Genomic DNA, 21,271 nt, shown 5'->3' on the forward strand with positions numbered 1-21,271 from the left:
GACATGACCCGTACAGTCGTAGAATCAAAAACAAAAACCGCCGTTCTGGGCTTTGACGAACCGTTCTGTGTGATCGGTGAGCGGATCAACCCAACCGGCCGCAAGAAACTGGCGGCCGAGCTGGAAGCGGGCGATTTCTCGACCGTTGAGAAAGACGCGCTGGCGCAGGTGATGGCTGGTGCAACCGTTCTCGATATCAACGCAGGCGTTGTCTACAACTCGAACCCCAACCCAAACGAGACCGAGCCGCCGCTGATGCGCAAGATCGTCGAGCTGGTGCAGGGTCTGGTTGAAGTTCCGTTGTGCATCGACTCGTCGGTTCCGGGCGCTCTGGAAGCCGGCCTTGAGGCCGCAGAAGGCCGCCCGCTGCTGAACTCGGTCACTGGCGAAGAAGAGCGGCTGGAACTGGTTCTGCCGCTGGTCAAAAAGTACAACGTACCGGTTGTGGCGATCTCGAACGATGACACCGGTATCTCAGAAGATCCCGATGTCCGCTTTGACGTTGCCAAGAAAATCGTTGAGCGTGCTGCTGACTTCGGCATCCCAGCACATGACATCGTCGTAGACCCGCTGGTCATGCCGATTGGTGCGATGGCGACGGCCGGTCAACAAGTGTTTGCTCTGGTCCGTCGTTTGCGCGAAGAGCTGGGCGTGAACACCACCTGCGGTGCCTCGAACATCTCGTTTGGTCTGCCGAACCGTCACGGCATCAACAACGCTTTCCTGCCGATGGCAATGGGCGCTGGTATGACCTCGGCCATCATGAACCCGGTCGCGTTGCCGGTGACACAGAAAAAGATCGCCGAGAAGAAAGAAGCCGTAGCCGCAGCTGGCATCATTCTGCCTGAAGGCATGGATGACGAAGCTTTTGTACAGATGTTCGGTTTGGGTTCGACCAAGCCGCGCGCTGGTAAAGAGATGGAGGCCATTCGCGCCGCCAACCTGCTGACCAATAACGACCCGCATGGCGGCGAGTGGATCCGGTTCAACAAAGCGCCTGACGAAGCCGGTGCTGCAGGTGCGGCCGGTGGCCGTCGCGGTGGTGGCCGCCGCCGTCGCGCCTGAACGGATCTAATTTGACACCAAAGGCCGGGCCCAGTGCCCGGCCTTTTTGACTCTGATCAATGTCGATTGCGCAGAAGGTTTCACAATAGCTGGATCATTCGCACAAAGATCAGGTGGCACCATGAGCAAACATCATCCCCCGAAACTTTCGGATGCAGACCTGACTAAGCGTCTCAATAAGAAGGATTATTTTGATCAGCTGATCGATTTACAAGCCAAGCTTGCCAGAATTCAACAAGCGTATCTGTTTCATGGCCTCAAGGGTGTTTTGGTCTTTGAAGGATGGGATGCTGCAGGAAAAGGGGGAACTATTCGCCGGATCAGCCAAGCGCTGGACCCGCGCAGTTTCAAGGTTTGGCCCATCGGAGCCCCGCGAAACTACTACCTCAACCGGCACTATCTTTTGCGGTTTTGGGAACGATTACCGCCTGCGGGTGCGATCTCGGCTTTTGACCGCAGCTGGTACGGTCGGGTTCTGGTCGAACGGATTGAAAAACTGACGCCGGAAGAACGCTGGCGCGCTGCCTATCAGGAAATCAACGATTTCGAGAGGATGCTTGTTGATGACGGCACGCGGATCGTCAAACTGTTCTTTCATATCTCGCAGGATGAACAGATGCGCCGGTTTACCGAAAGGCTGACAAACCCTTTGAAGCGCTGGAAGCTGACCTATGAAGACTTCCGAAATCGTGAGAAATGGGATGTTGCCGAGGTCGCTGTTGACGAAATGCTGGCGCGTACCTCAACCGAGTTGGCCCCCTGGCACGTCATTCCTGCGAACAACAAGAAACATGCGCGTATCAAGGCGATGCAAGCCATTGTTGATGCGTTTTCTGATGGCGTTGACATGAACCCGCAGCACTTGGACAAACGAACTTTGGAAGCCGCCGGAGAAGCGCTGGACGTTGACCAATCGTTGATCGACAGCCTGCGCGCCCGGACAGAGTGATAATTTACGCCTGATCTGTCCCGTGCCGGGTTGAACCTCTGTCCGCACTGGTGATATTCCACAGGACGCGGCGGGTATGATGTAATGGTAGCCTGTCAGCTTCCCAAGCTGAACGCGCGGGTTCGATTCCCGCTACCCGCTCCATAAAATACAGCTAAGCTCAAATAAAGTAACAATAAAAAAATGGGGCAACCGAAGCTGCCCCACATTCTGCCCCACATCTGAGTTTTAATACCTGCCGATTATGCGGCCTTTCCTTCGATCAGCTTTTCCAGATCTTCGACCTTCACCATCTTGCAGCCCGTGCCCCGGTGACTATACGATTTGCCGTTTTTTTCTGTGCACAAGATCGGTTGATCCGATTGGCATGGTGTGTAGAACGTTTACTATTTATCCAGGGCGGATCCCTTAGCTACTTTCGCCCATTCGAGCCAAGCTTTTCGCTGTTCGGGGGAAAGGGCACGGAACGCCTCGAGAAGAAGCACCTCTTCGTCTTTGTCGGGTGCGCTGAAATCTACAAGCTCAGTTGGCTCCACATCAAGGGCTGCGGCAATAATGGCCTGCTTCTTGGTGGTGAGTGGACGTTTCCCCTTTTCCAATTGCGCCAAATAAGATCGAGATAAATCAACCTTCACTGCAAGTTCGTCCTGAGTAAGCCCTTTGGCTTGCCGGATTTCTTTAATGCGTATTTTCATGATCGATCTTTGGGGTCATTGTGGAGCCCGTATTAGCGGTTTCTATCGGGTTTGGTGTGCAGTGAACCGGATTTGCCTTTGAGCCTGCCAATTGGGCATTGTGGGTGGTTGCGTAGTACCGGTTGAGAGCTGCAGGCTCGATGAACATTTTTGGGGATGATCCGTTTGATGAGTGCCATTTCCACTCTTTGCTGCATAGGTGGATCGCAATCTCAGGGCTCGACATTTTCTCGATCAATGACCTTTTCCATGCGTGTACTCCTTGGCCTCATTTGTAAAGTATACATGTTGCACTATGCAACAACAAAGTGAACACGTTTACAATTTTCATGATGTGAGGGTCGGAGCCAGCGCGGGAGCCAAGTAAGAGCCAAATAACTACCTGTTTAAAATAAATAATATTTACATGCGGAGCCAAGTAAGAGCCACAACAGGAGCCAAGCAGGAGCCACTAAAGTAACAAGTAAACAAATACATTGATGATGATGATAGGGTTTTTGCGTTTACATTTTGTTGCTTAACGCAGAGTTTGCGCCTATCCTGCGGTCGATCTTGAGGCGCAAGAGGCACCGCCCCCGGAATGAGCAGCACAACCGACAATCCAGCCTTGGCAGACACAACCTGGCTCGATCAATTCGACCTGAACCCGCGTCAGCGGGCCTTTGTGCTTGCCTACCTTGCTGATCCGAACGGGAAAAAGGCTGCAATCAGCGCCGGATATGCAGAAGGGTCAGCGGAAGTCACCGCATCCAAATTGCTAAGTAATGCTAAGGTTGCCCGCGCTATCGCAGAGGGCCGCAAACAGGTCGAGAGCAAGGCCATGCTGGATGCAGAGGGCATTGTGAACCTCTGGACGCAAATCGCCCTCGCAGACCCCAACGAGCTAACACAGCACATCATCGCGCCCTGCCGCTACTGCTACGGCATCGACCATCAGTACCAGTGGAAAACAGAACGGGAGTTCTTGGAGCGCAAGGCCGAAGTGATCTTCTCGAAGTTCCATGACGACAAAGAGCGCGACGCGGCAATGGCTGGTCAGATCGTGGATCCTCGCATCCCTGACGATGCAGGCGGCTACGGGTATCGCCTCACAGATCCACCAAACCCAGCCTGTCCCGAGTGTTCTGGCATGGGGATGGAAATCACCCGCATGGCCGATACCCGCAAGCTCAGCCCCGCTGCGCGCCTCCTGTTCGATGGCGTGAAGGAAACCAAGCAGGGTGTCGAAATCAAGATGCAGGACCGCACCAAGGCCCTTGAGAACATCGCCAAGCACTACGGCATGTTCGCAGGCAAGGTCGATGCAGAAGAGGTCAGCCCGCTCGACCGCCTCGTTCAGCGCATGATGGGCGCAGGCAACGCAGTGCCTGTCAATCCCAGCAACGAAAGTAACTAATTGGCTAGTGCGCCCTGCATCGCAGGCCGTTGCTGGTGAAATGGATGGTACCGCTGAGAACCTTGAGGTTGTGGAGCCCAGCAACGCCGCTTGGTTTCGGGAAAATGATATTGATGCGGTTAAGACCCTCGTGATCGGGCGAGAACAGATGCGATATGGATAATCCTCCTGTCGCCCTTGAATCACGACAGCGCAGTTGAAGGAATCTACCGAGTAATGACCGCTCAGCATGAGAACCTGTCATCCGATAGAAACCGTCTTATGACGGCTTAGAGCCCAAACCTGACATTCCAAAATTCAAATTTGATTGTCATAGATCAAAGCGCCGAAACTTCATTTGCCGCAGTTTTCTCCAATTCTAAAGCAATTGGGAGGAGATTGCTTATGACGACCCGACGTGACTTCATGAAATCAGTTCCCGCTGTGGGCGCAGCATTTGCAGTAGCGCCAACGTTCCTTTCAGAGGAAGGTTCCGCGCAAGCTCAGAGCGTCGCACCTGCCGAGGGGCACTTTCATCCAAAAGGCAAAGCACCGTCCGAGCACACTTTGAAAATCCTAGCCGAAGCGCGGGATGCGCTGCCATTCTCAGATACCCGCGATTTCGACGAGCAGGCTCGTGGTTTTATCGCGGCAATGCCCGAAGACGAAATAATGGCGGATGCGGGCAATATTGCTTGGGACATGGCGAGCTTCCGCTTTTTCGACGAGGACAAGGACTGGCCGAGCATTCACCCTTCTTTGCAACGTGTCTCACGGCTCAATCAGAACTATGGCCTCTATGAGGTGGTACCAGGCATATATCAGGTGCGCGGATTGGATTTATCCGATGTTTCCTTCGTACGTGGGGATAACGGATGGATTGTCATCGATCCGCTTCTCACGACTGAGCCTGCTCGCGCAGCGTGGAACCTTTTTCAAGAACATGTCGGTGATGGCCTTCCAGTCACAGCCGTTATCTATTCGCATTCACATGGAGATCACTGGGGTGGCGTCCGCGGGATAGTTGACGAAGCCGACGTACGCGCGGGCAAGGTAGAAATTATCGCGCCCCGCGACTTCATGCAGTTCACAATTTCTGAAAACGTCTACGCTGGTAACGCGATGAACCGCCGCTTGTCCTACCAGTATGGACAACAGCTTCCTATTAACCCGTTTGGCTTTGCCGGTCAGGGTCTAGGTCATCGCGTTTCGCTGGGCGCTCTTGGGCTGATCGCACCGACAAAGATCATCGAAGAAGACATCGAATACATCGACGTCGATGGCGTGCGAATGGTCTTCCAAAACACACCGGGCACAGAAGCGCCTTCCAATATGAATACGTACATTCCTGATATGAAGGCCCTCTGGATGGCCGAGAATATTACCGGCACATTGCACAACATTTACACCCTACGCGGCGCGCCGGTGCGTGATCCGCTGCGCTGGTCTAAGTACATCTCGCGTGCGTTGCACCTATTTGGCGAAGAAGCAGAGGTGATGTTCCAATCGCACCATTGGCCTCGATGGGGCAACGACCGCATTCAAGAGATCATGCGGGCGCAGCGCGACATGTACGCGCATTTCAATAATCAGGTGCTGCACTTTGCCAATCAGGGCGTAACGATCAACCAGATCCAAAACGTATACGAGATGCCCAAGAGCTTGCAGAACGAATGGCATTGCCGCGGCTATCACGGCTCGCCCGAGCACAACAGCCGAGGGGTAATCCAGCGGTACCTCGGGTTTTGGGATGCCAATCCCGCGACACTTATCCCGCCGTCTCCGGAAGACTCAGCGCCGCTCTATGTCGATATGATGGGCGGATCGGACAAGATCATGGCCAAAGGGCAGGAACTTTTTGGTGCGGGTGAGTACAAGATGGCTGTCGAAATCCTGAACAGGCTTTTCCTGGCTGAAAATGATAATCAGCTAGCCCGTGATCTCTTGGCAGATTGCTATGAACAGCTTGGCTACCAACAAGAAAATCCCGGATTGCGGAACAGCTTCTTGTCAGGTGCTTATGAACTGCGCTCCGGCATCTCAGATGCGCCGGTGCTTAGCTCGACAAGCCCCGACGTAATCCGCGCAATGTCCACAGAGCTGTTCCTGAACTACCTCGGCATCAAGATGGACAGCCGCAAAGCCGAAGGCATGCGGTTCACCATCAACTTGGTAACACCGGACAATGGGGAGAAGTTCATCATCGAACTGGAAAATGCCACCTTGACCAATATCGAGGGGTATCAAGCGAACGATCCAGACCTGACGCTTGTGATCAATCGCTCAGACCTCGAAATGACAATGATGGGTGCGGTAGAGCTGGAGCAGCAGATTGCAGATGGCACTGCTAAGATTGAAGGCGATGCCAACGTTCTCTCACAGCTTGCCTCAACCATGGTAGACTTTGACCCATTGTTCGAGATCTTGCCAGGTACCGCGGCTGGGGAGGCCCAAGTCGTGGCGTCCAATGCGTATGAGGCTGTTCCCGGCGCGACAATCCCCGAATAACTCAGCTTAAGGCAAGGTGTACTATGTCACCTTGCCTCAGTTTCCCTGTCTTTTGCTAATGACTAGATTGCCAACGGCAGCTAAGTCCGCACAGCGGTCATTGATGCATTACGCGACGAAAGACTGCTTTGAGCCCAAAGCGGCTATTTCCTCGCGGTCGGGATACTACAAGAGCATTCGGTAGTTCACACTCCTTAGCATACCTTTGAATCTAGGTAACCGTGGCGGGTCCTGGATGATGGCTGATCAATTTGGAGACGTTGGGTGTCTGAAACTATTCTCATCTCGGTTGGTTGGGGGTGGCCCACTCACCTGCCACCTCCGGCAGTTCCGATCAAAATGGGTCGGGACGGCTATTTCAGCTAAATAGTGTTACAAATTAACCCTCAGTCGCAGCCCGAAAACCAGCGGGTCGTCCGTATTTGATCCAGGGTTCTTGAGATATTGCACATCAGCCGTCACCGCCAGATTATCGGCCAAGTCAAGTCGGTAGAAAGCTTCGATGGTTGTTTGGTTTGACAGGCCCGGTGTCGTCAGTTCGGCAACCGTGGTGGCCAGGCCGAAGAGGTCGTCATACGTGCCAGGTCGCCACAAAAGGCCTGCATTGACGGCTCGCTTAGCCAGCGAACCACCCCCGTTTGACCATCCCACTCGTCCAAAGATCATCAGCTGATTGTCAAAAGTATGGTTGGCCGAGAGTGTAGCTCCGTAGGTCTTCGGCACCCCAGCCTGTGTACGCTCATCGGCGTGGAACACGCCCAGATGCACGTTGGTCAGGAAACGTTTGGAGCGTTCGGGCGTCCAGCCGATCTCAGCATATTTGTAGAACTCCGCTCCCCCAGGAAACCACTCGATATCCGTGAGCGAGCCGTTTGCGTCCGAAACCATTCCAAACAGATAGATCTGGTCGGTCATATATCCGCCTCCGGCAATACCAAAGCCGGGATCAGGGATTGGAAGGACCGGGCTGAATAGGATCGAGTAGTTTGAAAAGGTTGTTCGTGGGTTCACGTAACCAAGGATGTCCGAATAGTCCCCCGGATCAATCCTACCCACCGCAAGACCAGCGCGGCCCCCGGCCAAAGCCTGCTGCCAGTAAGCGACTGACAAGGTTGTGTTTGTGTCGCCAAAGGTCACCCCGGTGACACCCTGATACCCGATCTGTGCCGGTAGGGCCGAGGGCGCAATGGGCTGCCCCAGCCTGTGCCGATTCTCCAGGATGAAAACAAGACTGCCGGAGTTTTCGCCGCCTCGGTTCGCCAATTCCCACGTTCCGATCATCCTGACCTGCCCCGAGGCCGCTTCGTCCTGCCCGGTAAGACTATGAGAGGTCCGCTGATACAAGGCTTGAAAATCGAAACTGAGGGTTAGGCCAGTGTTTTCCTTCAGGCGACCCAGCGCAGTTTCAGCCGGATCGATAGCCCGATCCAACCCCGGCCAACGCGAATCCTCCAACCGGCGCAAACGGTCGATTTCTTGCTGGGCTATGGCAGATCCGGGGCCACCCAGTGAAGCCTGCGCTGCGGCCTCCAGCTTGTTGGCGTCCTCGGAAAACGCTGGATAAGCCGTCTGAAGAATTGCTAGACCTGCGAGAACAAGGCGTTTCAAACGCCGGCAGAAAAGTGTCCAAAGATCACTTTGCCAGAACAATATTGACTTTTGTTGGCGCCAGCGCCTCGCGCAGTTCTGCTCTTCTGCCTCCGCCGGGACGGGACAAGACGTCCGCACTGTGAGAATGCAGGCGTGAGATACTCTTTGAACAGTCTCAGTTATTGGCTTCACCGGAACTTACCTGATCGCGCCTCTTTTTTGCTAGCGCCTTGGCCAATGTGTTAGATTGCGTTGCAGCTGGTCGCTGATCGACAAAGGTCTGCACGTCATCGACATCCAATGAGAAGGTGGCGTTCAGTACCTGAAGTCCGTCGACGACAAGCAATTGCCGTTCTGTTGGGTCTATTGTCAGATGTCCGCTGACCACAACCGGTTCGTGCATCATGGAGGGCGACCAGTCATCACCGAGCGTCAACCGGATCAACTGGTTTGCCGGAGGGGGTGGCGTATGGCTGCACATGCCGCGTTCTGGCACCAAGTAGGCGGTACGCGTTCCGTCCTCTTCAGGTGGCGCCGGGATGGCAAATCCGCCAAGTTTGATATTCACGGCATCTAAATCTGTATTTCCGGCGCGGCTTGCAGTTTCTCTTCGATCAGCAACGATCCAGCGCTGGGATATCAACCACTTTGCATCAATATCGGCAGATGCCAGTTCAGCCTCTACTTTTGTCAGGCGCGCCTCCAAATCAGACCTCTCGTCAGCGGATACGGCACTCGACGTGAGATCCATTTGCAATCTTACGAAAGTGCGGAGCGCTTGCAGTTGATCAAACGGTAAGTCGCGAAACGGGTCTTCATAAGTTTGGGCCGCCTGGTCGATAAGATCGGGCCATGTGATTTCAAGCGGTTCAGACGCCGATGCACCCGCGAAAAGAGACAGTAACAAAGGGGTGGTAATCCGCCTAAAAACACGTCCTAAGTTCCACGATCTGAATTTCTCGTTCATGCGGCTACGCCCTTATCTTTTTCATTCAACCGGAGTGGCAAAATCCGGCACAGGCTCAAACGCGTTGGCAATGTCGGCGCTCGTCACCAGTTCGATGAACCTGTAGTCTTTCAGAACGCCCTGGCTCAGACGCGAAACATATACGGCTTTCACAATCCCCGGATCGTCCGGCAGGCGCAGGGTGACATATTTCTTGCCATCGGCGAGGCCCCAGAAATAGCCGATCATCTCGCTGCCTAATGCGGCAACTGCGACCCCTATGTCCTTTTCGCGGCCGGTGGGGTTGTCGACCATGATCTGCCATGCGTCTGGATTTGGCTCTCCGATGCCCAGATAGTAGCGGCTTTTGACTTCCTCTGAGAATGCAGCTGAGACGCCAATCCCCAGCACGCAACAAGACACTATTTGCTTCCGGATCACTGTTTGCTCCGTTTCCGCAGAGAGATTTTGTGCGCGGGGTGTCGAGGTAAATTCACCCCGCGCGACACTCAATCGAGTGTGTTTTTGTAGATCACGCCATCTTTCATGATCATCCGGATCGATGGCACGTCCTGTCCGCGTGGTTCGGCGTCGAACCACTTTTCATTGGCGCCGATTACCATGATATCTTCTAGCGGATTGCCGTCGACGATCAGAATATCAGCATAGGCGCCTTCCTCGATGACGCCCAACTTGCCCTCGGAATAAGGGTTGGACAGGCCAGTGAACTCGGCAAGCTCACCACCGATTGAGGTCATCATCTGCAGCGCCCAAAGGTTTCCGAACTCACGTGCAACATGGAACTTGGTAAAGTCCATGGACTGCCGGTAAGGAACACCGGTCAGCAGGACATAGTCCGAGTTGAACACCATCTTGGGCCGGTACTTCTTTATCAGATCAGTGAGCTGCTTGCTGTCTTCTCGCAGCGACATAAATTTTGCGGTTGGCGGAAATGACGGATCCTGGTGCATCGGGTGCGCCAATGCTTCGGACGCGAGCGCCGTGAGGTTTGGCGAAAAGAAAGCACCTTTCTCAACCATCTTCTGCATCGTCGGCTCTTTGATGGTCAACCCATGGTCAACAACCATGACGCCAAGGTCCAGCGCGCGGTCAAGATCGTAGTCCACAAAGACATGCATCGCGACATAGCTGTTCCAGTCTTCGGCCGTCTCAACCGCCGCACGGATCTCATCATCAGTGAAACCCGAAAGAAAGAGCGGGTCTTTGATTGACGTCACACCGCCGCTAACCATAATTTTCAAGAAGTGCGCGCCCAGTGCAAAATTGCGACGACCTGCCTCCAGAACTTCAGCGCGTCCATCTACGGTTCTAGTGAGCTCAAGCATTTCAAGGTTGCTCTCACCTTTCCGCTGGCCCGCCAAGCCCCAGTCGCCGTGACCACTGGTCTGACCGATACAGCCACCGGCAAGGTAGATACGCGGCCCCGGTAGCAATCCTTGATCAATCACTCGTTTGAGACCGTCATGAGCGCCGCACATGTCACGAATCGTCGTAAACCCCATTGCCAGCATTTCCTGACCAAAGGCAGCAGCACGGGCGCCGATTTCCTCCCACGTGGTGTTTGCAAGATCCGGAAGTGTGCCATCCTTGTACATGTTGATATGTACGTGACTATCGATTAGCCCCGGCATAAGCGTACGCCCACCGCCATCTATGATTTGAGCATTCGCAACCGCCAGCGGTTCGCTCGAGACCTCTACGATTAGGTTGTCCACGACGAGGACGTTTGCATTCTCAATGCGCTGTTCATTCACTCCATCAAAAACATGGACATTGGTAAAGAGGATCGGAAAGTCCTCTTCTTGCGCTCCGGCAAAGGTGGCAAAAAAACAAACGCAAAGAGCAAAAGTGGCAAAAGTTGCCCTCATGATTTCCTCCCAGAAACGAGCTATGTGGCCTGACCGCACACCCGTCGCGTGGGCTTTAGCGGAGCTTCATCATCCCTCAGTCTCTTTTAAATCAAACAGTTTGTCATTAACGGTACTGCGCATCTTTAAAAAAATATGAGCAGAATTGTTAACCGGATTGTGAGCCATGTCTAAAATCAAAACCACAAAATCAGTTCTGCCGGTTGTGTCCTGCGTCATGGCTCAGCCGTTCCTGAGCAAAGCACTGGAGCAAGGTATTTCAGTAGAGCCTTTCCTTGCCAAAACTGGATTGAGTTATGACGACATCCGCAGAGGTGAAGCGTTCATGATCGGGCAGCTTTGGTACGATCTGCTCGATGACTTGGCCAAAGCAATCGGTAATCCACATTTTGGTTTTGAGATTGGCGCCTTCGCGGCTGTCGATACCCTGCCGAACATGCGTGTCCTCAATTTTGATGGCGCTACGCTCGGCGAGCTGCTCACATCTTTGGTCGTAGATGTTGCGCGTCTCTCCAGCATGGCAACCTATGAACTGAAAACAAATGGGACGACCGCAGAGTTGAACTCGCTCCGCACATTCGAGCCAACGTCACTCCCAAGGCAAGCAGAGGGATACTACGCAGGTTTTATGATGAGCCTGTGCCGCGCGTGCTGCAAAGACGAATGGCAACCAAAAGAGTTCAAAATCACAATATGCGATCCCAAAACAGTCCCGAACACATATCGGAACCAAATGACGGTAAAACGCGGGAACCGCATGGGCGCCAAGTTTGAGTTTCCCGCTGCTTGGTTGCTGCTTGGACTTCGATCCGTTAAAGGCCAGAAGCTGCCCGATGCAGAACGCGCCGACGCTTTTCTTTCACAACTGGACCGTCTGATCGACCTTTACCTTGATCAGCAAGACGTTTCACTCGAAAGGTTTTGTAAGCTGACTTCACTCAGCCCCAGCAAGCTGAGACGTGCGCTCTCAAAAGAGGGAACGTCCCTTCATAGGCGGATAGATGAACGACGAAAGATACGCGCGCAGGCGCTGTTGCTAAACAGCGATCTGGAACTGCCACAAGTGGGTAGTCTGGTCGGATTTCCTGAGCCAGCCAGTTTCTCACGCACTTTCAAGCGATGGACAGGAATACCGCCCGGAAAGTTCCGGCAGAACTCGAAAAATTGACGGCGGCTTTGTCCGCAACTCGGTCACAGCCCAAATTTTGACGAACGTCCGCTATTTGGTTTGAAGATGCAGTTGAAAATATGCTTGTTTTCAGGTCTTGCCCCCAGAGTACACAAAAATTGTGTCGTAAACGAACCGAGCCGCTGCCTATTTAACCGCGAAGCTGCAATATCTTGCTTTCGGTCTGGGTTACGAAATCGGCCCATTTCTGCATGAGGACGCGTCGCTTATCCAGCAGATCTGAGCGCGCATAGGACCGCTCCACCTTATTGCCGATGGCATGGGCTAAGGCCGTTTCCGCGGTTTCGAAACTTGCCGTTTCATTGTCCTGAATCCACATCCTGAACGACGACCGGAAACCGTGTATGCGACCCATTTCATTCAGGTGGTTCAGTACCTTCGCCATGGCAACGTCGCTGACGCCTTTGTTCGTCCTCGGGCTTGGAAACAGGAAGTCATTGCGGCGCAATTCGCGGCAAATCTCAACCACGTTCATGGCCTCGGTCGATAGAGGGATGCGGAAATCCTGCACTTTGCCTCGTTCGCCTTTCATCCTCTCTTTCGGCACCGTCCACACGTCGCCGTCAATCTCATCGAATCGAGCCCCTCGCACTGGCATCCCGCGCGCCGCCGTCAGGATCGTGAAACGCAGAGCCAGGTAAGAGGGGTGGTGTTGATCCAGCCGCGCATACAGATCAGGGATCTCTTGCCAAGGCGTTGCGGGCAGGGGCTTTTGAACGCGCTCCACGTAACCCAGCATGTGACGGGCCGCGTCACAGATGAACGGTTCCGCCTCATAGCCCATCAACTTTGCCTGCCGCAGAACCATGCGAGTGCGGTACATCGCCTTGTCGGCAGTCTCGTGTTTGGTGCGCCAGATCGGCTTCAAGGCATCGTGAATATCGCGCTGGTGCAGGGTGCTGATTCTGCGATTGCCGATCTTTGGGATTACGTGGTTCTTGAGCGGGGAAAACCACATGCCGCGCTTGCCGTCGCCGCGCAGGCGCTCCTTGCGCCCATCGAACACCAGTTGCGCCATTTCCTCAAACGTCGGGTCGTTCTGGCCGTTCTCTTCCTCAAGGCGCTGGCGCTCACGCTCTGCAATCGGATCTTCGCCGCGTTCCGCGAAAGCGGCCCACTTCGACCGTTCTTTGCGCGCATCAGACAGGGACATGTCAGGGTAAGAGCCCAAGCCCATATCTCGCCGCTTACCGTTGATCTGAAAACGGAATGTCCACCGCCCGCCGCTCTGAGAGCGCTTTAGGGATAGGCCGCCGCCGTCCTGCACAACGCTGCCGGGCGGCGCGTTCTTTACTTGAGTTGCGGAAAGCCGGTTGTTGCCTCTTGCCATATCTGCCCCACATTCTGCCCCACACTTGCGGTGAGTTGATTTGCAACATGTTGACACAAGTTGCTACAAGTCAAATTCGCAAAATGCAACATGGACAAGGGGGTACGTTCGATTTGCAACATGTTGCAACAGCAACATGGTGCGCGCTACCCGCTCCAAACCTCCGGAAAAATGTTCGCCTCGCTTATCCTGTCGCTGCCTGTAAGGACGCGCGGCATATCAGTCTTGTAGACAGTTCCACAGAACGACCGGGCGCGTTTGTTTCGATCATGTGAATCAACTCCAGCGCTGCTTTTTGACCCATCTCGCGATGGGGGACGTGAACTGTCGTAAGGGCGGGGGAAACGATACGGGCCAGTTCGATGTCGTCAAACCCAGTGATCGAGACATCGTCAGGTACACGCAGCCCCATCTCTTGGGCTTGTCGCATGGCCCCTACGGCCAGAACGTCGTTGCCACAAAGAACTGCTGTAGGCGCGCGCGCGTGATACATGAGGTCCCTGAATGCCTCGGCCCCGTTTTCGATTTCATAAGTAGTTTCCTCAACGATCAGATCATCGGACGCCAGACCGTTTTCAGTCATCGCATCCTGGATACCTTCAATTCTCAGCCGAGCGCGATCGTTTCCCTTGCTAAAGCCCGAAATCGTTGCAAGACGTGTGTGACCCAGTCCAATGACCTGCTGAGCCAGGATTTTCATGGCTTGCCGGTTGTCGAATCCAACTGATGGCGTGCGGTTGTTCGGACTGAACGACCAGGCAACCAAAGCTGGCACCCTTTGACGTTCCAGATAGTCATAAATTCGTTCATCGCGATCATGGCCAATCAGCAAAAGCGCATCCGCGCCACGGGCCACAAGGGTTCGGATCTGTTCTTGTTCGACTTCGGGTTTGTAGGCAGAGCTGGATACCAGCAGCGTGTATCCGCGTTTGTGAATTTCCTCCTGAAAAGCTTGCAAACCCCGCGCAAAAATGGCGTTTTCCATCGTTGGAATGATTGCTCCGATCGTAAAAGATCGTTTCGCCGCCATCACACGCGCAGCAAAGTTCGGGGTATATCCCAAAGCGTCGACCGCAGATAAAACACGCCTCCGCGTCGCCTCGACGACCTGCTGCGGATTGTTCAGGCACCGCGATACCGTGGCAGTTGAAACACCCGCAGCCTTGGCGACGTCATCCAACGTCGGAGCGGATCTATGTTTTGACATTTTCAAACTCATAATTCCGTTTGCCCTAAGTTATGCGTTTTTTAAGGACTTTGAAAGTGGAGATGTAAGCGCTTGCATTTATCATGTAAGCGCTTACAAATGGATTGGAGAGCCGATTCTGTAGGGAGCCCTGAAATGTTTGTTGCTGCATCAGCCGTCGTTTTTGCGATCTATTTCGCCAACGTCGCCTTGGGTGCCTATGCGAACAGTGCGTTTCTTGGGGACGTAGGAGAGATGTTGGTTCTGTTCGCGGCGTCGATCTTGTTCGTTGTCGCAATTCTGAAAAAGGAGGCTGACCGCGACGCAACAGACGGCAGCTGAACTTTTGCTTGGGAGGGCAATTCATGAACAACGACAAGACCGAACTGGCGTCAGCCGAACGTCGCAATTTCCTAAAGCTGAGCGCAAGTGGTGCGTTCACGGCCGCTTTGGTCGCCGGAGCAGGCGGGGTGTTGTGGTCGTCTGAAGCCGCAGCGCAGACCGCCAAAGAAGAAAGCGAGCGGGAAAAGGCGGCCGATCATGTGATGACCATCGCGACGGCGTATGTTTTGGGGGCATCGCGCAGCTATCCGATCATGCAGCTGGATCTTAAAGAAAACATCCAGAATGCCACCAATGGTAAAGTCTATGTCAAACTCGCTCCGGGTGGGCAGCTGGGTGCCGGTGGATCCCTTGTGCAGAAAGTGCAGGGCGGCACCATTCAGGTGGCGCAGCATTCGCTGTCGAACTTCGCGCCATTTGCGTCGACCGTTGATCTGATCAACATGCCGTATCTGTGCGGTTCGAACCAGCGTTTCACCAACCTTGTCCATTCGGATACGTGGAAGAATGAGGTTCATCCCAAGGTCGAAGCTGCGGGCTTCAAGGCGCTGTTCTATGTGAACATTGATCCCCGTGTCGTTGCGGTTCGTCAGGGTGGCAATGCAGTCATCACGCCGGGCGACATGAGTGGAATCAAGTTCCGTGTTCCCGGCTCGAAGATGCTCCAGCAATATTACCGTATGGTTGGCGCCAACCCGACCCCTGTTGCCTGGGGTGAGACACCTTCGGCCATCAAACAAGGTGTCGCAGATGCGCTTGATCCTTCGGTTGGCGCGCTGTTTGTCTTCGGCTTCAAGGACATACTGAGCCACGTGACCTTCACACAAGCGGTTCCGGACAGTCAGGTTTATTCCTGTAACCTCGAGTGGTTCAACTCGATGCCCGCTGACGTTCAGGAAGGCATCATGTGGGGGTCTGAAATGACCGCGCACCAGAACCTGTCCAAGGTTCCGTCGGCACGCGCGTATGCCATGGCCGAGCTGAACAAGGCAGGCGTCCAATTCCACTCGCTCAGCGAAGACCAACTGGCCGAATGGCAGGATGCGGGCGGTTATCAGAACGCCGACTGGGATCCGTTCAAGACCGAACTGGCCGGGTCGATGGAAAACTTCGAAAAGCTGGTCGAAGCTGCCGGAACGCAGGGCAAATACTACGTTCACGACGCCTAAGGCGTTATGCGTGGACGCCATCCAGGCGTCCACGATTGTTTTCTACAGTCAGGCTGTAATCGGCCCGCCACGGCAGGCGCGGGTCTGGCTGTCCTATCGCCAGAGGATCAGATGACCGTTCTTCAAAACATTGACCGAAACGCAGAGCGTTGGCTGTTGCTGGTGTTCTACGTGATGCTGGTGATCACCATGGCGATCGAGGTGCTGCGGCGTGAGATCTTCGCTTACTCTTCGATCTGGGGCGAAGAGATCGTGCGCTATTCCTTCATCTACCTCGCCTGGATCGGGGCGGCCGCTGCGGTCAAGGAACGTGCGCATATCCGAATTGACGTCATCATGCATTACCTTGGGCCGCGCCCTAAGGCGTTGCTTTATATCTTCGGCGATCTGGTGATGTTCGTCGTGGCCGTTATCGCGCTCTATTGGTCTTACGAGGCGGTTCATGTCTCGGCCAAATTCGGCTCGGTAACAGATGGCCTGCGGGTTTCGAAAGTCTGGTTCCTGATGGCTGTACCCACTGGATTTGCGCTGATGATCTGGCGGCTGATCCAATCCCTGATGCGTGATCTGAAATGTCTGCGAGACGGCACTCCCGTCTTCGAAGGCGACAAGCTGTTTGACTGAGGAGAAATTGAATGCTTTGGAATTCCCTCAATCAAACTGTTGAACTCGGCTGGGATTTCTATGTCCCCGTGATCCTGTTCGTTGCCTTGATCGCCATGGCTGTGCCCGTTTGGGCCGCCATTGGGTCGGCAGCTATCGTCATGCTGATCATGTCCGGCGACTTGCCGCTAAGCTTGGTGGGCGAAAGCCTTTTCACCGGTATCGATGCCTTTGCGTTGACCGCTGTGCCCCTGTTCATTCTGACCGGGGACGTTCTGGTTCGCACAGGGTTATCGCGCAAGTTTCTGGACGTGGCCGAAGCGCTGACCTGCTTTGCCAAAGGCGGCTTTGGGTCGGCCACCGTGCTTGTCTGTGGCATGTTTGCGGCGATCTCGGGCTCGGACGCGGCGGGCGCTGCTGCTGTGGGTCGGATGACCATCAACCGTCTGGTTGAAAGCGGGTATCCGCGCCCCTATGCCTGTGCGCTGGTAGCCGCCGGGGCCTGTACCGGCATTCTGATCCCGCCGTCGATTGCCTATATCATCATCGGGCTTGTGCTGGGTATTTCAGCTTCGACGCTGTTTCTGGCCGCTCTGATCCCCGGACTGGCCATTCTGGTATCGATCCTGATCACCAACATCATCATGAATCGCCTTTATGCCTACGAAGGCGGTGGCATGATGACCATGGGTGAGTGGCTGTCCAACTTGGGCAAGGCGCTCAAATCCGGCTGGTACGCCTTCATCGTGCCGGGCATCATCTTCTACGGCATCTTCTCGGGTCGCTTGACGCCGACCGAGGCCGGTGCGACCGCTGTTGTCGTCACCATCATCATGGGCTTCATCCTACGCACACTGACGCTGGCGGACTTCCCGTCGATGCTGGTCAGCTCTGCCAAGGTAAACGGTGTCATCCTTCCCATCATCGCTTTTTCTGCGCCGCTGGCCGAAGCGCTGGCGATCATGGGTGTGCCTCAGGGCTTTGTGACCTCGGTCACGTCGCTGACGGATGATCCTTATCTGCTGATCCTGTTGATGATCGGCATCTTGATCGCTGCGGGTTGCGTCATGGAAACGACACCGAACATCGTGATCCTTGCACCGATCCTGAAACCGCTGGCCGACAACATTGGCATGAACGAGATCCAGTTCTGCATAATGATGATCACTGCGCTGGGTGTTGGTTTCATCACACCACCGCTGGGTCTGAACCTGTTCGTTGTATCTGGCATTACCGGCGAGTCGATTCTGAAGATTGCCGCCCGAGCTGTGCCCTTTGTATTGACCATGCTGATCGTGGTGTTGCTGATCGCCTACGTACCAGCTGTCTCGACCACCTTGCTTCCTGAAATCTACCAATAGGACCTTTTGAACATGCCCCGTGACTATCTGAAAAAGGCGACCCTTACGGCGCAGTCTCATGCGACCGAGGTGCATGATACGGTCAAGACAATCCTGTCTGATATCGAGGCAGGAGGTGACGCCAAGGCTCTGGAATACGCTGCCAAGTTCGACAAGTTCGAGGGCAATGTCCTGATGACTCAGGACGAGATCGATGCCGCCATAGCGCTGGTGCCCGAGAAGTTGAAGGCTGATATCCGCTTTGCCCATGACAATGTGCGTCGCTTTGCCGAAACGCAAAAGGCCACCGTGTCGGACGTTCAGACCGAGATTGTGCCCGGTGTTGTCGCAGGGCAAAAGGCCATCCCCGTCGACGCGGCAGGGTGCTATGTGCCCGGCGGACGCTACAGCCATATCGCCAGTGCGATCATGACTGTGACCACAGCCAAGGTTGCCGGATGCCGCCACATCACAGCGTGCTCGCCGCCTCGTCCGGGCGAAGGGGTTGCGCCTGCGATTGTCTATGCGGCCCATATCTGCGGGGCTGACAGTATTCTGGCGATGGGCGGTGTGCAGGGCGTCGCGGCGATGACCTACGGCCTGTTTGGTTTGCCGCGTGCAAACATCCTTGTTGGGCCGGGCAACCAGTTCGTGGCCGAGGCCAAGCGCATTCTCTACGGCAAGGTTGGCATCGACATGATTGCGGGACCAACTGACTCCCTGATCCTGGCCGATAGCAGCGCAGATGCACATGTGGTTGCCACCGACTTGGTCAGTCAGGCCGAACACGGGTATAACTCTCCGGTTTGGCTGGTGACGGATGATCGTGCCTTGGCTCAGAAAGTTATGGAGCTGGTGCCGCAGTTGATCGACGATTTACCCGAATTGAACAAGGAAAACGCTGCAGCCGCGTGGAGGGACTATGCCGAGGTCATCGTCTGCGATAATCGCGAAGACATGGCTGCGTGTTCCGATGAATACGCCCCCGAACACCTGACCGTGCAGGCCGAGGATCTGGATTGGTGGCTGGACCGGTTGACCTGCTATGGTTCGTTGTTTCTGGGAGAGGAAACCACTGTATCCTATGGCGACAAAGCCACCGGAACCAATCACGTTCTGCCGACCTCTGGCGCGGCCAGTTATACCGGCGGTCTGAGCGTCCACAAATACATGAAGATCGTGACCTGGCAGCGGGCAACGCGGGAGGGATCCAAGCCCATTGCCGTTGCAACTGCGCGGATTTCGCGGCTGGAAGGGATGGAAGGGCACGCGCGTGCCGCAGACGTGCGTCTGGCCAAGTATTTCCCGGATGAGCAGTTTGATCTGACCGCAGATGGATGATCCGCGTGCTTTGTTTGACCTGACGGGTAGGGTGGCTTGTGTCACCGGTGCAAGCTCGGGTCTGGGGCGGCAAGTGGCGCGCGCGCTCGCAGCAGCAGGTGCGCAGGTTGTTGGCGTGGCGCGGCGCCAAGATGCGTTGGCGCAGATGCAAGCCGAGATTGGATCTCGGTCCGCTTCAGTGGAAGCCGATGTCGCTGATCGTGACGGAATTGATCGCGTGGCGGAAGCCGTCGGCGCCAAGTTTGGCGCGCCCGACATTCTGGTTCATGCGGCTGGGCTAAACACGCGTGAGGCCGCCGATGATGTGACACCAGAAGGGTGGGACGCCACGCTGGCGGTGAACCTCAGCGCACCGTTTTTTCTAAGTCAGGCCATGGTGCCTGCGATGAAAGACAAGGGGTGGGGGCGCATTGTCAATTTTGCTTCGCTGCAAACAACGCGTGCGTTTCCCGGTGGTATCGCCTATGGCGCAACGAAGGCGGGGATCGGGCAATTGACCCGCGCGATGGCCGAGGCATGGTCGCCCTTTGGCATTACAGCAAATGCCATCGGACCAGGGTTCTTTCCCACGGAGCTGACGCAGGCCGTGTTCGATGACCCAGATCGTGCCAAGCGAAATGCGGCGCAAACCTGCATTGGGCGCAATGGTCGGATGCAGGATATCGACGGACCGATTCTTTTCCTGTGTTCACGCGCCTCGGACTATGTGACCGGACAGGTTTTGATGGTGGATGGAGGGTTCACGGCCAAATGAAAGCACTGGTTTACAAAGGTGTAGAACAGATGGAGTTCGGCGATGTGCCGAATGCAGTGCCCGCTGCATCTGAACATCTGATCCGAATTGAAGCCGTAGGCATCTGTGGATCAGACATGCACGCGTATCTTGGCCATGATGCGCGGCGACCGGCTCCTTTGATCCTTGGGCATGAAGCCGCCGGGGTGATTGTCGAAGGTCTTCGCGCAGGAGATCGTGTAACGATCAATCCGCTGGTGAGCTGCGGTCAATGTCCAGCCTGCGTGGCAGGTCGTGAAAATCTGTGCCCGGATCGTCAGATCATTTCAATGCCACCACGCGAAGGGGCCTTTGCGCAGTTTGTCTCGATGCCGGACAGAAATCTGGTTGTCGTACCGGATCATATCTCGTTTGCGAAGGCCGCGTTGGCCGAACCACTGGCTGTCAGTTGGCATGCAGCGCGGTTGGCGCTGGAAGCGTTGCACCCGGCGATGCCCCGTCGCGCTCTGGTCATTGGCGGCGGCGCGATCGGGCTTGCCGCCGCATTGGCCTTGCGTGCGATGGAGGTCGAAGATGTCACAATTGCAGAACCCAACGCCTTACGCCGGACTTTTCTGCAGCAGGTTGAGAACTTAAAAATTGCGGACGCTGCGATTGGAAACTTCCCGCTCGTTATCGACGCTGTGGGTTTTGCGGCAACACGATCCGTCGCATCAGCCGTCGCGGACCCCGGCGGTGTGATCGCGCATGTAGGTCTTGGCGAAGACACCGGCGGTCTGGACGTGCGCCGCATGACGTTGCAGGAAATAACCTTTATCGGCACATACACGTATACCGCTCGGGATTTCCGCGAAACGGCAGAAGCGATCTTTGACGGACGGCTGGGCGCGTTGGACTGGGCTGAGGAACGCGCCTTGGCTGAAGGGGCGCAGGCATTTCGCGATATCCGCTCTGGTGCTGTGGCAGCCCCTAAGATTATCCTGAGACCCTGGGCATAGTCCCGCCAGATTTGGAGGCCTCG

At 55.2% G+C, this 21,271-nt stretch carries 19 protein-coding genes and 1 tRNA gene; 13 read left to right on the plus strand and 7 right to left on the minus strand.

Annotated elements, in window-relative coordinates:
- Positions 1-3 precede the first annotated feature (3 nt).
- The 3 genes from GS636_RS01365 (at position 4) to GS636_RS01375 (ending at position 2,158) form a co-directional block, all read left to right on the plus strand.
- Positions 4-1,065: a methyltetrahydrofolate cobalamin methyltransferase gene (locus tag GS636_RS01365; RefSeq protein ID WP_171089932.1), complete on the plus strand. Its 1,062-nt coding sequence runs from the start codon at positions 4-6 to the stop codon at positions 1,063-1,065.
- Positions 1,066-1,186: 121 nt separating this feature from the next.
- Entirely contained in the window at positions 1,187-2,014 is an 828-nt protein-coding gene (locus GS636_RS01370) for a polyphosphate kinase 2 family protein (RefSeq protein WP_171668190.1), read from the plus strand.
- A gap of 70 nt (positions 2,015-2,084) precedes the next feature.
- Positions 2,085-2,158: transfer RNA gene (locus GS636_RS01375), tRNA-Gly, on the plus strand.
- A 242-nt stretch (positions 2,159-2,400) separates the two neighbouring features.
- Here the strand turns inward: GS636_RS01375 and GS636_RS01380 are convergent.
- Complete coding sequence (locus tag GS636_RS01380) at positions 2,401-2,709, minus strand: helix-turn-helix domain-containing protein (RefSeq protein ID WP_171668191.1); 309 nt, start codon at positions 2,707-2,709, stop codon at positions 2,401-2,403.
- A gap of 580 nt (positions 2,710-3,289) precedes the next feature.
- Between GS636_RS01380 and GS636_RS01385 the strand changes: the two genes are divergently transcribed.
- Both GS636_RS01385 and GS636_RS01390 read left to right on the plus strand, forming a co-directional pair.
- A complete protein-coding gene (locus tag GS636_RS01385; protein ID WP_171668192.1) occupies positions 3,290-4,105 on the plus strand; it encodes a terminase small subunit in 816 nt (271 codons plus the stop codon).
- Between the two features lie 423 nt (positions 4,106-4,528).
- Positions 4,529-6,592, plus strand: coding sequence for an alkyl/aryl-sulfatase (locus GS636_RS01390; RefSeq protein WP_371808680.1), 2,064 nt, complete (start codon positions 4,529-4,531; stop codon positions 6,590-6,592).
- A 372-nt stretch (positions 6,593-6,964) separates the two neighbouring features.
- Here GS636_RS01390 and GS636_RS01395 read toward each other — a convergent pair whose 3' ends face one another.
- The 4 genes from GS636_RS01395 to GS636_RS01410 form a co-directional block, all read right to left on the minus strand.
- On the minus strand, positions 6,965-8,200 hold the full coding sequence (locus tag GS636_RS01395) for a carbohydrate porin (protein WP_171668193.1): 1,236 nt from the start codon (positions 8,198-8,200) through the stop codon (positions 6,965-6,967).
- 157 nt (positions 8,201-8,357) lie between these two features.
- Complete coding sequence (locus GS636_RS01400; RefSeq protein WP_171668194.1) at positions 8,358-9,149, minus strand: DUF3299 domain-containing protein; 792 nt, start codon at positions 9,147-9,149, stop codon at positions 8,358-8,360.
- 21 nt (positions 9,150-9,170) lie between these two features.
- On the minus strand, positions 9,171-9,569 hold the full coding sequence (locus tag GS636_RS01405) for a hypothetical protein (RefSeq protein WP_171668195.1): 399 nt from the start codon (positions 9,567-9,569) through the stop codon (positions 9,171-9,173).
- Positions 9,570-9,637: 68 nt separating this feature from the next.
- Positions 9,638-11,017, minus strand: coding sequence for an amidohydrolase family protein (locus GS636_RS01410; RefSeq protein ID WP_171668196.1), 1,380 nt, complete (start codon positions 11,015-11,017; stop codon positions 9,638-9,640).
- 166 nt (positions 11,018-11,183) lie between these two features.
- On the opposite strand from GS636_RS01410, the gene GS636_RS01415 reads away from it, so the two are divergent.
- The gene (locus GS636_RS01415; RefSeq protein WP_171668197.1) at positions 11,184-12,185 is read left to right on the plus strand and encodes an AraC family transcriptional regulator; all 1,002 of its coding nucleotides are present in this window, start codon (positions 11,184-11,186) and stop codon (positions 12,183-12,185) included.
- A 151-nt stretch (positions 12,186-12,336) separates the two neighbouring features.
- Here GS636_RS01415 and GS636_RS01420 read toward each other — a convergent pair whose 3' ends face one another.
- Together GS636_RS01420 and GS636_RS01425 are read right to left on the minus strand one after the other, a co-directional pair.
- Positions 12,337-13,536, minus strand: coding sequence for an integrase arm-type DNA-binding domain-containing protein (locus tag GS636_RS01420; RefSeq protein WP_171668198.1), 1,200 nt, complete (start codon positions 13,534-13,536; stop codon positions 12,337-12,339).
- Positions 13,537-13,720: 184 nt separating this feature from the next.
- Positions 13,721-14,743 (minus strand): LacI family DNA-binding transcriptional regulator, encoded by a 1,023-nt coding sequence (locus tag GS636_RS01425; RefSeq protein ID WP_171668199.1) that lies wholly within the window; start codon positions 14,741-14,743, stop codon positions 13,721-13,723.
- A 135-nt stretch (positions 14,744-14,878) separates the two neighbouring features.
- On the opposite strand from GS636_RS01425, the gene GS636_RS01430 reads away from it, so the two are divergent.
- From GS636_RS01430 to GS636_RS01460, 7 genes are all read left to right on the plus strand, one after another.
- Positions 14,879-15,064, plus strand: coding sequence for a hypothetical protein (locus GS636_RS01430; RefSeq protein WP_050602530.1), 186 nt, complete (start codon positions 14,879-14,881; stop codon positions 15,062-15,064).
- Positions 15,065-15,087: 23 nt separating this feature from the next.
- Entirely contained in the window at positions 15,088-16,233 is a 1,146-nt protein-coding gene (locus tag GS636_RS01435; protein ID WP_171668200.1) for a TRAP transporter substrate-binding protein, read from the plus strand.
- A 111-nt stretch (positions 16,234-16,344) separates the two neighbouring features.
- A complete protein-coding gene (locus GS636_RS01440) occupies positions 16,345-16,857 on the plus strand; it encodes a TRAP transporter small permease (RefSeq protein WP_171089940.1) in 513 nt (170 codons plus the stop codon).
- 11 nt (positions 16,858-16,868) lie between these two features.
- Complete coding sequence (locus GS636_RS01445; RefSeq protein WP_171089942.1) at positions 16,869-18,197, plus strand: TRAP transporter large permease; 1,329 nt, start codon at positions 16,869-16,871, stop codon at positions 18,195-18,197.
- A 12-nt stretch (positions 18,198-18,209) separates the two neighbouring features.
- Entirely contained in the window at positions 18,210-19,517 is a 1,308-nt protein-coding gene (gene hisD / locus GS636_RS01450) for a histidinol dehydrogenase (protein ID WP_171668201.1), read from the plus strand.
- Entirely contained in the window at positions 19,510-20,271 is a 762-nt protein-coding gene (locus tag GS636_RS01455) for an SDR family NAD(P)-dependent oxidoreductase (RefSeq protein ID WP_171668202.1), read from the plus strand. Before hisD ends, GS636_RS01455 begins: the two co-directional genes overlap by 8 nt.
- On the plus strand, positions 20,268-21,248 hold the full coding sequence (locus GS636_RS01460) for a zinc-binding dehydrogenase (RefSeq protein WP_171668203.1): 981 nt from the start codon (positions 20,268-20,270) through the stop codon (positions 21,246-21,248). The genes GS636_RS01455 and GS636_RS01460 overlap by 4 nt, the downstream gene beginning before the upstream one ends.
- Positions 21,249-21,271: the final 23 nt, after the last annotated feature.

This window comes from Ruegeria sp. HKCCD4884, assembly GCF_013110855.1.
Taxonomy (GTDB): Bacteria; Pseudomonadota; Alphaproteobacteria; order Rhodobacterales; family Rhodobacteraceae; genus Ruegeria.

Coding starts and splice junctions, on each gene's coding strand:
- GS636_RS01365 (WP_171089932.1), top strand. CDS start 4: ATGACCCGTACAGTCGTAGAATCAAAAACAAAAACCGCCGTTCTGGGC.
- GS636_RS01370 (WP_171668190.1), top strand. CDS start 1,187: ATGAGCAAACATCATCCCCCGAAACTTTCGGATGCAGACCTGACTAAG.
- GS636_RS01380 (WP_171668191.1), bottom strand. CDS start 2,709: ATGAAAATACGCATTAAAGAAATCCGGCAAGCCAAAGGGCTTACTCAG.
- GS636_RS01385 (WP_171668192.1), top strand. CDS start 3,290: ATGAGCAGCACAACCGACAATCCAGCCTTGGCAGACACAACCTGGCTC.
- GS636_RS01400 (WP_171668194.1), bottom strand. CDS start 9,149: ATGAACGAGAAATTCAGATCGTGGAACTTAGGACGTGTTTTTAGGCGG.
- GS636_RS01410 (WP_171668196.1), bottom strand. CDS start 11,017: ATGAGGGCAACTTTTGCCACTTTTGCTCTTTGCGTTTGTTTTTTTGCC.
- GS636_RS01415 (WP_171668197.1), top strand. CDS start 11,184: ATGTCTAAAATCAAAACCACAAAATCAGTTCTGCCGGTTGTGTCCTGC.
- GS636_RS01420 (WP_171668198.1), bottom strand. CDS start 13,536: ATGGCAAGAGGCAACAACCGGCTTTCCGCAACTCAAGTAAAGAACGCG.
- GS636_RS01425 (WP_171668199.1), bottom strand. CDS start 14,743: ATGTCAAAACATAGATCCGCTCCGACGTTGGATGACGTCGCCAAGGCT.
- GS636_RS01430 (WP_050602530.1), top strand. CDS start 14,879: ATGTTTGTTGCTGCATCAGCCGTCGTTTTTGCGATCTATTTCGCCAAC.
- GS636_RS01435 (WP_171668200.1), top strand. CDS start 15,088: ATGAACAACGACAAGACCGAACTGGCGTCAGCCGAACGTCGCAATTTC.
- GS636_RS01440 (WP_171089940.1), top strand. CDS start 16,345: ATGACCGTTCTTCAAAACATTGACCGAAACGCAGAGCGTTGGCTGTTG.
- GS636_RS01445 (WP_171089942.1), top strand. CDS start 16,869: ATGCTTTGGAATTCCCTCAATCAAACTGTTGAACTCGGCTGGGATTTC.
- hisD (WP_171668201.1), top strand. CDS start 18,210: ATGCCCCGTGACTATCTGAAAAAGGCGACCCTTACGGCGCAGTCTCAT.
- GS636_RS01455 (WP_171668202.1), top strand. CDS start 19,510: ATGGATGATCCGCGTGCTTTGTTTGACCTGACGGGTAGGGTGGCTTGT.
- GS636_RS01460 (WP_171668203.1), top strand. CDS start 20,268: ATGAAAGCACTGGTTTACAAAGGTGTAGAACAGATGGAGTTCGGCGAT.